This window comes from Aeromonas sp. QDB54 (assembly GCF_027707385.1).
Classification (GTDB): domain Bacteria; phylum Pseudomonadota; class Gammaproteobacteria; order Enterobacterales; family Aeromonadaceae; genus Aeromonas; species Aeromonas hydrophila.
Window position 1 is genome coordinate 19704 of record NZ_JAPCIT010000020.1, and the last position, 17545, is coordinate 37248.

16 protein-coding genes are annotated in these 17545 nt (G+C 61.6%); 15 read left to right on the forward strand and 1 reads right to left on the reverse strand.

The genetic code is table 11. The features are described 5' to 3' along the window. Positions 1-11 precede the first annotated feature (11 nt). Positions 12-1256 carry an NADH:flavin oxidoreductase/NADH oxidase family protein gene (locus PG881_RS18160; RefSeq protein ID WP_270801864.1) on the reverse strand — a complete coding sequence of 415 codons (1245 nt, stop codon included), beginning with the start codon at positions 1254-1256 and terminating at the stop codon, positions 12-14. 223 nt (positions 1257-1479) lie between these two features. On the opposite strand from PG881_RS18160, the gene PG881_RS18165 reads away from it, so the two are divergent. From PG881_RS18165 to PG881_RS18235, 15 genes are all read left to right on the forward strand, one after another. Beyond that, entirely contained in the window at positions 1480-1899 is a 420-nt protein-coding gene (locus PG881_RS18165) for a MerR family transcriptional regulator (RefSeq protein ID WP_039214297.1), read from the forward strand. 182 nt (positions 1900-2081) lie between these two features. Then, positions 2082-3287 (forward strand): hypothetical protein, encoded by a 1206-nt coding sequence (locus PG881_RS18170; RefSeq protein WP_252376789.1) that lies wholly within the window; start codon positions 2082-2084, stop codon positions 3285-3287. Between the two features lie 203 nt (positions 3288-3490). Further along, entirely contained in the window at positions 3491-3766 is a 276-nt protein-coding gene (locus PG881_RS18175) for a hypothetical protein (protein ID WP_270801872.1), read from the forward strand. 44 nt (positions 3767-3810) lie between these two features. Continuing rightward, entirely contained in the window at positions 3811-4287 is a 477-nt protein-coding gene (locus PG881_RS18180; RefSeq protein WP_158197698.1) for a GNAT family N-acetyltransferase, read from the forward strand. A 333-nt stretch (positions 4288-4620) separates the two neighbouring features. Further along, positions 4621-5412, forward strand: coding sequence for an XAC2610-related protein (locus tag PG881_RS18185; RefSeq protein WP_242795636.1), 792 nt, complete (start codon positions 4621-4623; stop codon positions 5410-5412). A 580-nt stretch (positions 5413-5992) separates the two neighbouring features. After that, entirely contained in the window at positions 5993-7900 is a 1908-nt protein-coding gene (locus PG881_RS18190) for a PTS fructose transporter subunit IIABC (RefSeq protein ID WP_270801879.1), read from the forward strand. 413 nt (positions 7901-8313) lie between these two features. Continuing rightward, positions 8314-9720, forward strand: coding sequence for a hexose-6-phosphate:phosphate antiporter (gene uhpT / locus PG881_RS18195; RefSeq protein ID WP_024943880.1), 1407 nt, complete (start codon positions 8314-8316; stop codon positions 9718-9720). Positions 9721-9972: 252 nt separating this feature from the next. After that, on the forward strand, positions 9973-10278 hold the full coding sequence (locus PG881_RS18200) for a PTS fructose transporter subunit IIB (RefSeq protein ID WP_017409976.1): 306 nt from the start codon (positions 9973-9975) through the stop codon (positions 10276-10278). After that, positions 10279-11046 (forward strand): PTS sugar transporter subunit IIA, encoded by a 768-nt coding sequence (locus PG881_RS18205; protein WP_270801886.1) that lies wholly within the window; start codon positions 10279-10281, stop codon positions 11044-11046. Positions 11047-11123: 77 nt separating this feature from the next. After that, positions 11124-12068, forward strand: coding sequence for a 23S rRNA pseudouridine(2457) synthase RluE (gene rluE / locus PG881_RS18210; protein WP_270801889.1), 945 nt, complete (start codon positions 11124-11126; stop codon positions 12066-12068). 95 nt (positions 12069-12163) lie between these two features. Further along, the gene (locus PG881_RS18215; protein ID WP_077096047.1) at positions 12164-12631 is read left to right on the forward strand and encodes an NUDIX hydrolase; all 468 of its coding nucleotides are present in this window, start codon (positions 12164-12166) and stop codon (positions 12629-12631) included. A gap of 158 nt (positions 12632-12789) precedes the next feature. Next, positions 12790-13896, forward strand: a complete 1107-nt coding sequence (mnmA, locus tag PG881_RS18220) for a tRNA 2-thiouridine(34) synthase MnmA (RefSeq protein ID WP_139706758.1) — start codon at positions 12790-12792, stop codon at positions 13894-13896. 212 nt (positions 13897-14108) lie between these two features. Then, positions 14109-14723, forward strand: coding sequence for a high frequency lysogenization protein HflD (gene hflD, locus PG881_RS18225; protein ID WP_270801894.1), 615 nt, complete (start codon positions 14109-14111; stop codon positions 14721-14723). Positions 14724-14849: 126 nt separating this feature from the next. Next, the gene (purB, locus tag PG881_RS18230; RefSeq protein ID WP_039215277.1) at positions 14850-16220 is read left to right on the forward strand and encodes an adenylosuccinate lyase; all 1371 of its coding nucleotides are present in this window, start codon (positions 14850-14852) and stop codon (positions 16218-16220) included. Positions 16221-16385: 165 nt separating this feature from the next. Then, positions 16386-17516, forward strand: coding sequence for a ribosomal protein uL16 3-hydroxylase (locus tag PG881_RS18235; protein ID WP_039215278.1), 1131 nt, complete (start codon positions 16386-16388; stop codon positions 17514-17516). The last annotated feature ends 29 nt before the right edge of the window (positions 17517-17545 follow it).

Here is a 17545-nt window from a genome sequence, read left to right on the forward strand (position 1 = left end):
AAGCGCCCCCTTCACTTTTCCTGCGCCTTGATCCAACGTCGATAGCGGGCGTTGCCAAGCAGGGTCTGCCACTGCTGGCAGGCCAGCGCCAGGGCGGGAGCGATCTTGGGGAGGCTCGGCTGGCCGCGCCCCAGCCGCCGCAGCTGGTATTTCACCATCGCCATATAACCTACCGAGGCCAACACCTTGTTGCGCCAGGGGATGGGCCTGAGCTCGGCACTTGCCGCCTGCTCACGGTGCCATCTGGCAGGCAGATCCGGGGCGATGGCCAGCGCAGTGGCCATGCCGGCGACCGCCACCCCGCTGCCAAGCACCTGCTCCACCACCGGGTAGCGGCGAATTCCCCCGGTCACCATCACGGGCATAAAGGCAACAGAGACGATCTCCCGAGCGAACTCCAGAAAATAGGCCTCCCGCGCCAGAGTCCGACCATCGCGGGCCTGGCCGTGCATGGCGGGCGCCTCGTAACTGCCGCCGGATAGCTCCACCAGATCCACCCCGAGCGGGTTGAGCATCTCCACCACCGCCTTTGCATCCTCGGTGCTGAAGCCGCCACGCTGAAAGTCGGCGGAGTTGAGCTTGACCGACAGTGCGAAGCCGCTGCCCGCCTGCTGGCGGATCCCTTCAACTATCTCCAGCAGCAAGCGCGCGCGATTCTCAAGGCTGCCACCCCAACGATCGCGGCGCAGGTTGGTGAGCGGCGAGAGGAACTGGCTCAGCAGATAGCCGTGCGCGGCATGGATCTGCACCCCGTCAAAACCGACACGCTGTGCCAGCAGCGCCGTGTTGATGAAGCGCGCCTTCACCTCGGCAATGTCGGCCTCGCTCATGGCTCTGGGCGGAGAGAACTGCCTCGAGAAACGGCCGAGCGCCATCGGCACGGCGGAAGGGGCCAGGGTGGGCTGCCCCAGCGCCGCCGGCATCTGGCGACCGGGGTGGTTGATCTGCATCCAGATCTGGGCGCCACCGCTCTTGGCCGCCTCGGCCCAGGCACTGAAACGCCCGACCAGCGCCGGGGAGAGATCGTGGGAGTCGAGTACCACGCCCCCCGGCCCCGTCATGGCGTGGCCGTCCACCATCACATTGCCGGTGATGACGAGGCCGGCGCCACCCTCTGCCCAGGTACGATAGAGGCGGATTAGCGCCTCTGAGGGGGCATGGTCACGGTCGGCCATGTTCTCTTCCATGGCTGCCTTGGCGAGACGGTTGATAAGCTGGCTGCCATTGGGCAGGGTCAGGGGAGTAAATGGGTTCATGGCGATCTCCTCATAGTGAGGGCCCCACCATAAGTTTGAAGCTGACTTGAAGGTCAAGCCCCTTTGTCGGGATGCCGTTGCGATAGGAGAAATGCTATCCACCCGACCCCCCTTGCTCAGGGCCGTTGACATTCAAGTCGGCTTTAATCTTAGAATCCCCCTTGATCCCGCCCTTCGTCCATGACAGTGGGCGGAGCCGCCAACCCGTAGCCCAGGAGACAAGATGAAGATCGGTGAACTGGCCAGACAGACCGGCATGGCGGCCTCGGCCATCCGCTTCTACGAAGCCAGAGGCCTGCTCAGCAAGGTGCGGCGGGGTGCCAACGGCTATCGCGACTACCCGCCCGAGACGGCGCAGTTGCTGACCATCATCGCCCTGGCGCAGCAGGCGGGCTTCTCCCTCGACGAGATCAAGCAGCTGGTGCCGGCGGATATCAGCACCTGGCAACATGCCCCGCTGCTGGCGGCGCTCAAGGCCAAGGTGAGCGACATAGAAGCGCTGGAGGCAAGACTTGCCCACAGCAAGCAGCAGTTGCAGGCCCTGATCGGGCTGGTGGAATCCAAACCTGACGAGATGCCGTGTGAAGAGAATGCTGCCCGGGTATTGGCCAGCATGGGTATCACGCCCCCGCGGCAATCCTGAGCCAAACCGCCCCCTCTCGCGCAGCCCCTTGCTTAAGGCACATTGCCCCTTCAGCGGCGCCGGCACTATACCTAACAGTGCGAGGCTGGCGAGACCCCGCACAGGCATCTCTGCCCCGGCTTGCCGTCCGCGCAGGGAGGATCACGGCCCCGCCCGCCGTCTCTGCTGCAAGGTGAGCCATCATGTCATCACACCAACCCACCGGGGGCAAAAGCACCTCCCCGCTACCTCTGGAGAACTTCTCTCTGGTGCTGGGCGGCCCGCTCTATCAGCTGTGGAGCCGCGCCCATCTCGGCAATGTGTCATCCCACCTGAGGCTGCGCATCGTCACCCTGAGCGCCTTGTGCTGGCTGCCCTTGCTGCTGCTCAGCGCCTGGGAAGGCACCCTGCTTGAAGGGGTCACCGTCCCATTCCTGCTGGACATCGAGTCCCAGGCCCGCTTTCTGATCTGCGTGCCCCTGCTGGTCTTTGCCGAGCTGATCGTCCATCAGCGGATCCGGGGCATCATCGCCCAGTTTCTTGAACGCCAACTGGTGCCAGACGCCTCGCTGCCACGCTTTAATCAGGCCATAGGCAGCGCCATGGCATGGCGCAACTCGGTGGCCGTCGAGCTCGCCCTGCTGCTGTTTGTCTTCTCCAGCGGCTACTTCATCCGCACCAACACCTTCGTGCTCGATGCATCCACCTGGTACGTCACCCAGAGTGACGGTCAGGATCATCTCTCCTTCGCCGGCATCTGGTTTTTCTGGATCAGCATCCCCATCACCCAGTTTCTGGTGCTGCGCTGGCTCTACCGCATCCTGATCTGGAGCCGGCTGTTGTGGCAGCTCTCCTGCCTGCCCCTCGCGCTGATCCCGACCCATCCCGATCGCAATGCCGGCCTCGGCTTTCTCGGGGCCTCGGCCTATGCCTACTCGCCACTGTTGACCGCCTTCGGAGCCCAGCTGGCCGGTTATGTGGCCAACCGCATCCTGCACGATGGCGCCGTGCTCACCGCCTACAAGCCGGAAATTGCCCTGCTGGTGGTCGTGGGGCTGTTGCTGGTACTCGCCCCGCTCACTGTTTTCGCCAGCCAGATCATGCGCACCAAACGCCAAGGAATGCGTGAATACGGTGCCCTGGCGGCCGAATACACCCGCGATTTCGAGCGCCGCTGGCTGCGCAGCCAAGACCGGGATGGCGAAGCCCTGCTGGGCGCCGCCGACATCCAGTCCCTCGCCGATCTCGGCAATGCCTACGCCGTGGTCAAGGAGATCCGCCCCCTGCCCTTTAGCCGGGACACCTTTATGCAGCTCATCCTGGCCACCCTGGTCCCCTTCGTGCCGCTGCTCTTCACCCTGTTCCCGTTCGAGGTGATGCTGGATCGGGTGATCGGGATTATTTTCTAGAGGCCTGCCTCACAACCGGCTATACAAGAGTCGAGCAGCGCCACGGGGGCTCCGGCCCCCGCACTACCAAGTCCCCATGACCCCCTCAACTCTTTGTCCCAAAGGTGATCCCGATCGCAACCAGCACACGCCCCCAGCATGGGGGATTGAGAGCCAACTGAAGAAGACTATGATGGGCGCGCCATACATAACAGGTCATCATCATGACAACAGAGTGCACCGCCCAACCCCAAAGCGAGCCACCGAGTGAAATCCATCGCTGTGACAAATGCCGGGAGCGCACCCGCCATATCGTAGTTCTGGTAGCCCGCGATCACACTCAGGACATCATGCCCAAGGATCCGCACAAAGCCTTCTGGCAAGCCTTTACTTCCAGCAGCATCACCAACTGGGCGTTTGGTGAAACGCTGGCTTACCAGGCCACCCATGTAAAGCACCTGATTTGCGAGCGCTGCGGCGAGAAGTTTCTGGAGTATTGAGGCCCAGAGGACGGCGCGCCCCGGACCGTCACAGCGAGATAAAGATGACGTTTGTCGAGATGGACCCCAACCAACTGCCGCTGGTACTGCTGCTGGAGGCAGATCCCGCAGAGCAGTGCATTGCCGCCTATCTGCCCGGCGCCTGGGGCTTTGCCGCCCTGGCGGGCAACGAGATAGTGGGCGCCTGCGTGGCGGGTCTGGTGGGGGAGCAAACGGCCGAGATCTTCAATATCGCCGTTGCCCCCAACCGCCAGCAGCAAGGCATAGGTTCCGGCCTGCTGCGCTTCGTGTTGACCAGCCTGGCCGGGAAAGGGGTACGCCGCGTCGAGCTCGGTACCGGCAGCTTCGGCCACCAGCTCACCTACTACCAGCGCCACGGCTTTCGCGTCGATGCCGTCATCAAGGATCACTTCCTTACCCACTACCCGGAGCCCCTGATGGAGCACGGCATCCAGCACAAGGATATGCTGCGGCTCTCGCTGGCGCTGGAACCCAATAACCCGCTCCATAGCGGCCAGTAACCCGTTGCTGCCGGCAGGTGGCGGCCAATCAACCCCCCTTCCTTATTAAGTAATTTGTTGATCTGAGGCTGATTTTTATCAGCTTCCTGTTTTGCTACCCAATCACCTTGGTTAAGATGCCCACTTGGCAACCATTCTTGCAGAGACACATCTGTGCAGCCGTTTCGCCATCCACCACATCGCCGGATGACCGCAGCAGGCTGGAGGCTGTAATCCACGGTCGGTAGCGTGGAATTTCGCCTCTTTATTCAACTCAATTTAAGACGCTCCGAGACAGTAAATAAACGACGCAAGCAACACTTTACAAAAATTCAAGTGGCAGAATAAATCAACATGAAATTATTTATCATCATCACAACTTTATTACTATGCTTCTCCATCTCTGCAAGAGCAGACTCCACATTTATAATTGACGGAGTAAAAATAGACATTAAAAAAGAGGGTGAATGCTTTTACTTGATAACAGCAGAAAAAGAAAAGCAGCAACTTAAATGTATTGATGATAACTTGGAGTCTGATGTTATAATAAAGGACTTCAACTTTGATGGTTATAAGGACATTGCCATTACCAACTATCTTGGTATGGTAAATAATATTTTTTATGTATTCCTATATGACCATGTAAATACTGCATTTAAAGAGCTAAAAATTGCAGACTCAAAGGCACCAACATCTGCCTGCGAAGATCTCTATAACCTTTCAGTTCGATTAGATGATCTTTCTTTGGTTAGCTCTTGCCGCTCCGGCCCTGTATGGTATTACGACACTTACCGATATAACGCCCAAGGTGAACTCTGGCTATATAAAACAACAGAGTATCAGATCCAAAACTCCGAGATTGATACCTTCCCTTTTTACGAGCACACATTTAATCAGAAGGGAGAGAAACTGGACACAGTTGCGATTGACTTTGATGGCAAGAAAATTCTCTGGCCAGTCACAGCCGAGAAAGCCTCTCTCTACTCATCACCTGAAAAAACATCAAAGACCAAAGCCTATCTTATTCATAACGACAAAGTAGAAATTCTCGAGCAGAAAGATGACTGGATTAAGATTCGGTTTGCCTCCAGAAAAGGCCCCCTTGTCCGCTGGCTCTATCTTCCAGAAGCAATAGCCAAAAGTTAACCTAGAACTTTTAATACCCAAGCGTACTTAGACATTCGCGTCATCAATTCGGTAGGGTGCAATAAGCGCAGCACATTGCACCCTACGGGGCCAATGCCTGTGGTTTCACTCGCGCGTTGTGGTGAGCTATCTGGCTCCAATGGCTCAATCCATTTCTCCACCTATTCCCTCGCCGGCCTCCCCTTACCAAGCCCCCCATCACCGCCATTTATGTGCGACAGCTCACACCCCGCGCCCTCTTTTTACCTCACAAATTTACAGTTTCACACCGCTTCCTGGCCGGATAACATCACCCTCCATCATAAAAGCACGTTGAAAGAATCAAAATCAAGATGCTGATTATTAAAGACAAAAAATCACTTTCCGATTCAATCCAGACCCATCTTTTCAGCTGGCCTGCTGTGCGATCGGGGTCACACTCGGGGCGACTCCGCACAAAAATCCAGTATTTCGCAGTTTTGTCCGATAGGTGTGATGCCTAGCGGGCGGGATAATAGTGGGGTCACTTTTGTCTGCATCTCCTGGGCGATAGCCCAGGAAAAGATGCCAACAGGCTCCGGCCAGGAGCAGGGAGAACGCCATGATCACCACCCTTATCAACGAGCAGCTGATCGCGCTCGATTTAAAGGCCACGCGCAAGGAGGAGGTCTTCACCGAGATGACCCGTCTGCTCGCGGCGCAAGGCAAGGTCAGCGACGAGCAGCAGTTCATCAAGGACCTGTGGGCCCGGGAAGAGCTGGACAACACCGGCTTTGAAGAGGGCGTCGCCCTGCCCCACGCCAAGAGTGCGGCAGTGAGCACCCCGGCGGTGGCCATCGGCATCAGCCGCGCCGGTATCGAGTACGGCGCCGAGGATGGCAAGCCGTCCCGGCTGTTTTTCATGATTGCCTCCCCGGCCGGTGGCGCCAACCACCATATCGAGGTGCTGGCCGAACTCTCCGCCAAGCTGATTGAAGAGGGCTTTATCGATGCCCTGCTGGCAGCCAGGACGCCTACCGATGCGCTGGCGCTGCTGCTCGAGAAGAAAGAGCCGCAAGTGGCTACCCCCACCGCCGACAAGGGGCTGATCATCGGCGTCACTGGCTGCCCGGCCGGCATCGCCCACACCTATCTGGCGGCAGAATCCCTGGAGCGCGCCGCCAAGGAGCTGGGCTTTGAGGTGAAGGTGGAGACCAACGGCTCCATCGGCGTCAAGAACAGCCCGACTGCGGCCGAGATCGCCCGTGCCAGCGCCATCGTGGTGGCCTGCGACAAGCAGGTGGACATGGCCCGCTTCAACGACAAGCCGCTCATCAAGACAGGCGTGAAGGCCCCCATCAAAGATGGCAAGGGCCTCATCGAGCAGGCGCTGAAGGCCCCCGCCTACGTGGCGGACAAGGATGAGCGCAAGAGCGAGGAGAAGAGCTCAGGCGGCAGCTCGGATCTTTACCGTTATCTGATGAACGGCGTCTCCCACATGATCCCGTTCGTAGTCACCGGGGGTCTGCTGATCGCCCTGGCACTGGCCATCGGCGGCGATCCTACCCCAAGCGGTATGCAGATCCCGGCAGGGAGCATGTGGAACCAGATCCTCAACGTGGGTGTCGCCGCCTTCACCCTGATGATCCCCATTCTGGCGGGCTACATCGCCTACGCCATCGGTGATCGACCAGCCCTTGCTCCAGGCTTTATCGGCGGCTGGATCGCCAACAACGGCAGCTTCTACGGCGCCGATGCCGGTACCGGCTTTATCGGTGCCATCATCGCGGGCCTGTTGGTCGGTTATCTGGTGCGCTGGATTGCCACCCGCCACTACCACAAGATGGTGCAGCCGCTGGTGCCGATCCTGATCGCCCCCATCGTCGGGTCGCTCTTTATCGCTGCCGTCTTCATCTTCATCATCGGTGCCCCCATCGCCGACATGATGACGGGTCTGAACGCCATGCTGCTCTCCATGAGCGGCGGCAGCCTGGTGCTGCTGGGGATCGTGCTGGGCGGCATGGCCGGCTTTGACATGGGTGGCCCGGTCAACAAGGTGGCCTTCCTGTTCTCGGTGGGCATGATAGCCTCCGGCCAGACCCAGTTTATGGGCGCTATGGCCTGCGCCATCCCGGCCGCGCCGCTTGGCATGTCGCTGGCTACCGTACTGGGTCGCAAGCTCGGCATCTTCGACGCCACCGAGATTGAGGCGGGCAAAGCCGCCGGTGCCATGGGCCTGGTGGGTATCTCCGAAGGTGCGATTCCATTCGCCGCCCGTGATCCGCTCGCCGTCATCCCGGCCAACGTGCTGGGCAGCATGACCGCCGCCGTGATGGCCTTCCTGTTCGGCATCACCAACAGCGTCGCCCACGGTGGCCCCATCGTGGCCCTGCTCGGCGCCGTCAACAAGCCGCTGCTGGCCCTGCTCTGCATGATCTGCGGCGCCATCGTCACCGGCGTGGTGGCGGTTGCCCTGAAAAAACTGCGGGTCAAGAAGAGTGACGAGGTGACGCTGGCCAAGGCCGCCTGATCCCCGCCCAACCAAGCCGCCCCTGCTGGCGGTGACCAAACCGGACGAGGCCACCTGCGGGTGGCCTCGTCTTTTGTCGGGTTCGAGAGAGCCCGTTCACCTCTGCTGTACGACGCCGGCTTGTGATCCTCTTCACGCTTCGCGGCCGGATCCCGCCAAACTAGGAAATTTTCCTACCCCCCCTAGGGATGGCTCTCACGCCATTTGCAGCGCGCCTCATTAAAGTCACGCTACCTGATGTCGTTACCCGACCCGCGCCACGGCGCAAGGGACGGGCATGGGTTCAATCGACAGGGGCTCGCCGCGCACCGCGCCCGCTTCCTGTTGTTCTTTCCGTGGCGTGACCTCCAACACCAATCAAAAAGTGAGGAACGCGGCGGAAACAGCGTCTATCTCGCAGAGGATGAACGAAGATGTTTAAACTGCTCGAACAGGTCCGGGTCCCCACCCTGAACCTGCCGGTCGAAGCCCGGCGCAAGCTCTGGTTCAAACCGTTTATGCAATCCTATCTGGTTGTGTTCATCGGTTACCTGACCATGTATCTGATCCGCAAGAACTTCAACATTGCGCAGAACGACATGATCCAGGAGTACGGTCTCTCCATGACCGAGCTCGGCATGATCGGCCTTGGCTTCTCCATCACCTACGGGGTGGGCAAGACCATCGTCTCCTACTATGCCGATGGCAAGAACACCAAGCAGTTCCTGCCGCTGATGCTGATCCTCTCCTCCCTCTGCATGCTGGGCTTCAGTGCCAGCATGGGTGGCACGGGTTTCAGTCTCTACCTGATGATCTTCTTCTACGCGGCCAGCGGTTTCTTCCAGAGCTGCGGCGGCTCCTGCAGCTACTCCACCATCACCAAGTGGACACCCCGCAACAAGCGCGGCACCTATCTGGGCATGTGGAACCTCTCCCACAACGTGGGCGGGGCCGGTGCGGCCGGTGTGGCACTGTTCGGTGCCAACTACCTGTTCGATGGCAACGTGCTCGGCATGTTCATCTTCCCCTCCATCATCGCGCTGATCGTCGGCTTCATCGGCCTGCGCTTTGGTAGCGATTCGCCCGAAGCCTATGGCCTGGGCAAGGTGGAAGAGCTGTTTGACGAAGTGGCCAGCGAAGAAGATATCGCCACCGAAGAGCAGCAGCTGACCAAGTGGCAGATCTTCGTCAAGTACGTGCTGATGAACAAGGTGATCTGGCTGCTCTGCTTTGCCAACATCTTCCTCTACGTGGTGCGTATCGGTATCGACCAGTGGTCCACCGTCTACGCCCACCAGGAGCTCGGTTTCTCCAAGGAAGTAGCCATTCAGGGCTTTACCTTCTTCGAAGTGGGCGCCCTGGTCGGAACCCTGATGTGGGGTTACCTCTCAGATCTGGCCAACGGTCGCCGTGGTCTGGTGGCCTGCGTGGCGCTGGCGCTGATCATCGCCACCCTGGGCCTCTACCAGCACGCCACTACCCAGTTCATGTTCCTGGGCTCCCTGTTCCTGCTGGGCTTCCTGGTGTTCGGTCCGCAGCTGCTGATCGGCGTGGCCGCCGTGGGCTTCGTGCCCAAGCAGGGCATCAGCGTGGCCGATGGCGTCAAGGGCACCTTCGCCTACCTCATCGGTGACAGCTTCGCCAAACTGGGTCTGGGCATGATTGCCGACGGCACCCCCATCTTCGGCCTGACCGGCTGGACCGGCACCTTCGCGGCGCTGGACATGGCCGCCGCCGCCTGCCTGGTGCTGATGGCCTGCGTCGCGGTTGCCGAAGAGCGCAAGATCCGCCGCATCAAGCGGGAGCTGAAAGCCGCCACCCTGGCGACCCAGTCCGCCTGAGCCCCGGCTGACCGGGCAGTAGCTGCCCGGTAACACGATTTCACTCCGTAGTGTGCATTCGGCCCGCCCTCTGGCGGGCCGTTTTTTATCTCCGTTTTCTCCACTTGTCCCTTTTGGGGCCGCAAAAGCGCTCACCCCTTGCCCATCCCTTCAGCAGAGCGCAGTCGGGATCCCATTTTTGCCTCCGTCCCTTTGGCAAGGCCGCCCCTTGGCGCTATCTTGTTGCCCCACCCGAATTTGCCGTGAGAGCCCATGAAGATCCTCGCCGTCACCGCCTGCCCCACCGGCATCGCCCACACCTATATGGCCGCCGAGGCGCTGCAAAAAGCCGCCGACAAGCTGGGGCTCAAGATCAAGGTCGAAACCCAGGGAGCCATGGGGCTGGAGAACATCCTCACCGCTCGCGACATCGCCGGCGCCGATCTGGTGCTGATCGCCTCCGATATCGAGATTGAGCAAAAAGATCGCTTCCTCGGCTGCCCTATCCACCAGGTGGCGCTGGAGGCGGTGCTACTCGATGCGGTGGCCGTGCTCAAGACCGCTGCCCCCGGCGTCTGAATGCTGATCCGCGAGATCTCCTTTCACTGCCGGCTGGGGCTCACCATCACCCAGGCCAAGCAGTTGAGTCGGCTGGCTGGGCTGTTCAAGTCCCATATCCAGTTCATCAACGTCACCCGCCGTCAGGCGGTAGAGGCGACCAACCAGCTCTCCCTGCTCACCCTGGCCACCCAGCCAGGCGATCTCTGTCTGCTGCTGATCGAGGGGCTGGATGCCGAGCTCGCCCACATGGCCTTCACCTGCTGGTGCGTGGAGCTGGGCCAGCCGCTGGGGCGCCCCGGCAGCGCCGCCCTGGCCGAACAGCGCCTCGGCCAGGTACTGCCCGACTATTGCTTCACCCTGGCTCAGCTTGGTCATGCCACGGCGCCCCTCGACAAGGCCCAGGCACTGGCGGTGCTGGTGGATCTGCTGCCCGCCGCGCTGATAAGCGACAGGCCAGCGCTGGAGCAGGCCATCGCCGCGCGCGAGCAACTGGCCGCCACCATTATCCGGCCCGGGCTCGCCATGCCCCACGTCATCTGCCCCGCCATCCATCGACCCGCGCTCTCGCTGCTCAGCAGCAGCGAGCCCATCGAATGGGGCTCCGCACTCGGGCCGGTGCAGACCCTGATTTTGCTGGCGGTGCCCACCGGCCTGGCTCCCGAGCAGTTGCGCCCTCTCACCCGGCTGGCCCGCGCACTGATGGACGAGCAGGTGGGCACCGCATTGCTGCACGCCGGCTCGGCCCCCGCCCGTCAGGCCATCGTCATCGACGGCCTGCTCGGCTGAGCGGCTGGCCTCCCGTCCCCGTCGTTCATGCCCGTGACAGCCCCCTGTGGTACACTCGCCCTTCCCCTGTTTTTGGTATGCATGCGATGAAATCAGCCCGCCCCCGTCTCTCCCTCTCCGCCCGTCCTGACGCCGAACGTTCGGCCAGCGGACCCGCCGCCACGGCGCGCCCATCCCAACGCCGGGAGGCGCAGCACGCCTTGAGAGACAAGCAGGGCGAGCGCAAACCGGCTCCCGCCCCGGCCGATCGCAAGCTGCTGCTCTTGAACAAGCCCTACATGGTGCTCTGTCAGTTCACCGACGAGGCGGGCCGCGAGACCCTCAAGGATTACATCACCGAGCCCGGCATCTATGCCGCGGGCCGGCTCGACCGTGACAGCGAGGGGCTGTTGCTGCTCACCAACGACGGCAAGCTGCAGGCACGCCTCACCCAGCCTGGGGAGAAGACCCCCAAGACTTACTGGGTGCAGGTGGAAGGCATCCCGAGCGAGGAGAAACTGGCTGCCCTGCGCGCCGGTGTGGAGCTCAACGACGGCATGACCCTGCCCGCCGGGGCGCGCATCATGGAGGAACCTGCCGTGTGGCCGCGCAACCCGCCCATTCGCGAGCGTAAAGAGATCCCCACCTGCTGGCTGGAGATCAAGATAGTGGAGGGGCGCAACCGCCAGGTGCGGCGGATGACCGCCCACATCGGTCACCCCACCTTGCGCCTTATCCGCTACGCCATCGGCGACTGGACCCTCGACGCGCTGGCACCGGGGGAGAGCCGCGCCCTGCCCGCTCCAGAGCTGGCCCCGGCGCCACGGCCAGCTACCACGCAAGGGAAAGCACGGCCATCCGCCAAGCCGCAACGGACAGGCAGCCACAGCGCACCGCGAGCGGCTCGCCGCCCCCAGCATCAGGGCCAAGAGCAGGCCCCCGGCCAAGGGCGGGGCAGCCGTGAGGCCGAGCCGCGCCCCGGCAATCGCAGCGGCGGGCGCGGCACCGCCCGTCGCCCGGCCCGCAGCAAGCCGTCGGAATGACACGAGTAAGCCATTTGGCCAGCGTGCCGTCATATGAACAGCACACTTGAATCCAGCGCCCCACCGGGGCACAGCCAACCAGACAAGGAGTCCCTATGAGCGATCACCCACCGCTGCCCACCCGCCTCACCGTGGCCGCCCTGGTACACTGGCAGGGCCGCTTCCTGCTGGTGGAAGAGGAGATCAAGGGCCAGCGCCGCTTCAACCAGCCCGCCGGCCATGTGGAGCCGGGGGAAGATCTCATCCAGGCGGCCTGCCGCGAGCTGAAGGAAGAGACCGGGCTCACCGCCGCCCCCACCGGCTGGCTCGGGGTCTATCTCTACAAGCCGGCGGACAGCGAGGCCACCTTTGTGCGCACCGCCGTCATCTTCGACCTTGAAAAGGCGCCGGGTCAGCATCATCCAGAGGATCCTGACGGCGACGTGCTGGCCTGCCACTGGCTCACCCTGGCGGAGATCGCCGAGTGCAAACAAGCCCTGCGCAGCCCTCTGGTGTGGCAGTGCATTCAGGACTACCTGGCCGGCACCCGCTTGCCGCTGTCGGCCCTCAAAGCTTTCATTTGAGAGCCGTTGGAAGCTCTTTTTGACGCAATGGGGCCGAGACAAGAAAAACGATTTCCTGCTGCCGGGTTCCTGATGGGAACGGCGGCATGGATATGTGACCGGGGGCGCGAAATTCTGGTAGAATACGCCCCGTTTAAACGAACTGGTAACTTCGACTAATGACAGACAACAGCCAAATCAAGGTGATCGTCGGCATGTCCGGCGGCGTGGATTCTTCCGTCTCGGCCTACCTGCTCCAGCAGCAGGGCTATCAGGTCGAAGGCTTGTTCATGAAGAACTGGGAAGAAGACGACACGGACGAGTACTGCTCTGCCGCCCAGGATTTGGCTGATGCCAAGGCCGTCTGCGACAAGCTGGGGATGAAACTCCACACCATCAACTTCGCCGCCGAGTACTGGGACAACGTGTTTGAGCACTTTCTCGAAGAGTACAAGGCCGGCCGTACGCCGAACCCCGATATCCTGTGCAACAAGGAGATCAAGTTCAAGGCGTTCCTGGAGTTTGCCGCCGAAGAGCTGGGTGCCACCTACATCGCCACCGGCCACTATGTGCGCCGTGACGACAGCACCGGCCGCCCCCGCCTGCTGCGCGGTCTGGATACCAACAAGGATCAGAGCTACTTCCTCTACACCTTGAGCGAAGCTCAGGTGGGTCAGAGCCTGTTCCCGGTCGGCGACCTGGAAAAGCCGGAGGTGCGCCGCATCGCCGAGCAGCTGGATCTCATCACCGCCAAGAAGAAAGACTCTACCGGCATCTGCTTTATCGGTGAGCGCAAATTCAAGGACTTCCTGGCCAAGTTCCTGCCCGCCCAGCCCGGCCCCATCGAAACCGTCGATGGCAAGGTGATCGGCGAGCATCAGGGCCTGATGTATCACACCCTGGGCCAGCGCAAGGGGCTTGGCATCGGCGGGCGCAAAGATGCCACCGAAGAGGCCTGGTACGTGGTCGACAAAGAGGTCGAGCGCAACACGCTAGTGGTGGCGCAGGGCGAACATCCCCGTCTCTACTCCGATGGCCTGATCGCCAGCCAGCTGCACTGGGTGGATCGCACCCCCATTCGCGCGCCGCGCCGCTGCACCGTCAAGACCCGCTATCGGCAGGACGATATTCCCTGCCTGATCCAGCCCATCGACGATGAGACCATCCGGGTCATCTTCGACGAGAAGCAAGCTGCGGTCACCCCGGGTCAATCCGCCGTCTTCTACGACGGGGAAGTGTGTCTGGGCGGCGGCATCATCGAACAACGTTTCAGCCATCCGGTCTAAGGGCTGGGCGCTCACGAGCGTCCGCGCTGTACTCCCTTCTCCCCTCGCGGGAGAAGGGTTGGGGATGAGGGGGTAACCACCCTCACCCTGACCCTCTCCCTGAGGGAGAGGGGACAAAGACAAAACAGCACAAGGCAGCGATACATGATTGGCAACTTCCAGGCCGGATCATGGCATCGGCCGGTGAATGAACAGAACAGGGCTGTGAAGATATGAGCGACAAATTCCAAGACAGAACAATGGCCTTTGCCGGCATCTGCCAGGCCGCCTATCTGGTGCAGAAGGTGGCCCGTGATGGCAGCTGCGACGAGGCAGCCCTGCGCGAGAGCCTCTCCAGCATTCTGGTGACCAACCCGAGCCAGCCACTCGAGGTGTTCAACAACACCCACCAGGCCATTCGCGACGGCTACCGCGCGCTAGTCGAGCAGCTGGGCGCCGACGGCAGCCAGAAGAATGCCGAGCTGACCCGCTACGTGGTGAGCCTGATCGCGCTGGAGCGCAAGCTGGCCAAGCGCAAGGACATCCTCAACATGCTGGGTGAGCGGATCAGCCAGATTGGCCGCCAGCAACAGCACTTCGATCTGCTCGACGAGCAGATCCTGGCCAACATGGCGAGCATCTACAGCGATCTTATCAGCCCGATAGGCCCCAGAATCCAGGTGGCGGGTACCCCGCTGTTCCTGCAGCAGCCGCTGGTGCAGCACAAGGTGCGCGCCCTGCTGCTGGCCGGCATCCGGGCCTGCGTGCTGTGGCGTCAGCTCGGCGGCAGCCGCACCCAGATCATCTTCGCTCGCAAGAAGATGGTGGAGCTGGCCAAACGTTACTAATAATCGGCTCGTGCGCGGGCCGAGGGACGACAGCAAGGCGGACAGCCGCACATCCCCTTGCTGATATCCCGGGCCCACGCGCGAGTGGATACGGATCCCCCACACCAATCATCAGGAGTTCACCCCATGGAGCTGTCCGCGCTGACTGCTGTTTCCCCGATTGACGGTCGTTATGGCGACAAGGCCGATGCCCTGCGCCCTATCTTCTCCGAATTCGGCCTGCTGCGTTTTCGCGTCGAAGTCGAGGTGCGCTGGTTGCAAAAACTGGCCAGCCACGCCGGGATCCCGGAAGTCCCTGCCCTGAGCGCGGCCGCCAGTGCCCTGCTCGACGGCATCGTCAGCAACTTCAACGAGCAGGATGCCGCCCGCATCAAACAGATCGAGCGCACCACCAACCATGATGTGAAAGCGGTGGAGTACTTCCTCAAAGAGAAAGTCGAAGTGAACCCGGAACTGGCCGCCATCGCTGAGTTCATCCACTTCGCCTGCACCTCGGAAGACATCAACAACAACTCCCACGGCCTGATGCTGAAAACCGCCCGCGAAGAGGTAATCAAGCCTTATTGCGAGAAGCTGATTTCCGAGCTCAAGCGTCTGGCCGTTGAGTACCGCGACATGCCGCTGCTGTCCCGTACCCACGGTCAGCCGGCCACCCCGAGCACCATGGGCAAGGAGATGGCCAACGTCGCCTACCGGTTGGAGCGCCAGTACAAGCAGATCATGGCGGTGGAGATCCTCGGCAAGATCAACGGCGCGGTCGGCAACTACAATGCCCACATCAGCGCCTACCCGGATGTGGACTGGCACCAGTTCTCCGAGGAGTTCGTCACCTCCCTCGGCCTTTCCTGGAACCCCTACACCACCCAGATCGAGCCGCACGACTACATCGCCGAGCTGTTCGACGCCATGGCCCGCTTCAACACCATCCTGATCGACTTCGATCGCGATGTGTGGGGTTACATCTCCCTGGGCCACTTCAAGCAGCGCACCATCGCCGGCGAAATCGGCTCCTCCACCATGCCGCACAAGGTCAACCCCATCGACTTCGAGAACTCCGAAGGCAATCTGGGTCTGGCCAACGCCGTGTTCCAGCATCTGGCCTCCAAGCTGCCCATCTCCCGCTGGCAGCGTGATCTCACCGACTCGACCGTGCTGCGCAACCTGGGTGTGGCGGTGGGTTACTCCCTGATTGCCTATCAGGCGACCCTGAAGGGTATCTCCAAGCTGGAAGCCAATGACGCCGCCATGGCCGCCGATCTGGATGCCAACTGGGAAGTGCTGGCCGAGCCGATCCAGACCGTGATGCGCCGCTACGGTATCGAGAAGCCCTACGAGAAGCTCAAAGAGCTGACCCGTGGCCGCCGCGTCGATGCCGAAGGGATGCGTACCTTTATCGACACGCTGGAGTTGCCGGAAGCGGTCAAGGTCGAGCTGAAGAAGCTGACCCCGGCCAACTACATCGGCGACGCCCAGCGTCTGGTCGATCTGCTGAAATAAGCGGATAAGTGACACCACCGGGGCCCTGTGCATGATCTGCAACAGGGCCCCGGTTATTTTATGTGGCACCCTATACACCCTTTGCAAGAGGTCTTGCCCGAGGCCAGCCACCGCCTCCGGCAAGACCTCTCTTGACCTTTGTCGAACCCTTTGACGAGAAGATCTATGTACCAACTCAATCTGGATATCGCTCACTTCCTCGAGCACTACTGGCAGAAGCGCCCGCTGCTCATCAAGGGCGGCTTCACCGACTTTCAGGATCCCATCAGCCCGGACGAGCTGGCGGGTCTGGCCATGGAAGAGGTGATTGAATCGCGCCTCGTCACCCGCTTCAACAACAAGTGGGAGGCGGCTCACGGCCCCTTCGAATCCTACGATCACCTGGGTGAAGAGAACTGGACCGTGCTGGTGCAGGCCTGCAACCACTGGGCTCCCGAGGTCAACGAACTGGCGCTGCCGTTCCAGTTCATCCCCGGCTGGCGTTTTGACGACGTGATGGTGAGCTTCTCCACCCCTCACGGCGGCGTCGGTCCCCACATCGACAACTACGACGTCTTCATCACCCAGGGCCAGGGCAAACGCCACTGGCGCGTCGGCGATGCCAAGCCCTTGAACGAGTTCGCCGCCCACGCAGCCCTGCTGCACTGCGAGCCGTTCGAGGCGATCATCGACGTCATCATGGAGCCAGGCGATATCCTCTACATCCCGCCCGGATTCCCCCACGAAGGCTACGCCATCGAGCCCTCTCTGAACTTCTCGGTAGGCTTCCGCGCGCCGGATGCCAAGGCGCTTATCTCCTCCTTTGCCGATCACCTGATCGACAACGAGGTGCGCACCGAGCGTTACGGCGATGCCGATCTCAAGCCCCGCGCCCGCCACGGCGAGATCCAGCCCCACGAGCTGCACCGTCTGCGCGAGCTGATGCAGCAGGCCCTCGATGACGAGACCCTGTTCAAGGAGTGGTTCGGCACCATGATCTCCGAGGCCAAGCACGATCTGGACGTCAATCCGGTGGAGCCGGACTACAGCGCCGAGGAAGTGGCCGACCTGCTGACCCAGGGCGAGCCCGCCATCAAGGTGCCGGGCCTGCGCACCGTCTGGTTCAGCGGCGAGAGCCAGCAGTGCTATATCGACGGCGAAGCCTGGACCCTGCCAAGCGAGGATGCGGCCGCCATTTCGCTCTTGTGCGACAAGGACATGGTCACCCAGGCCGACATGGTGGAGCTTGCCGATCAGGCCGGCTTCCTGCAGCTGCTGACCCGGCTGGTCAACCGCGGTTACTGGTTCTTCAGCTGAGCTGACGGACAGAGATAAAAAAGGCGCCC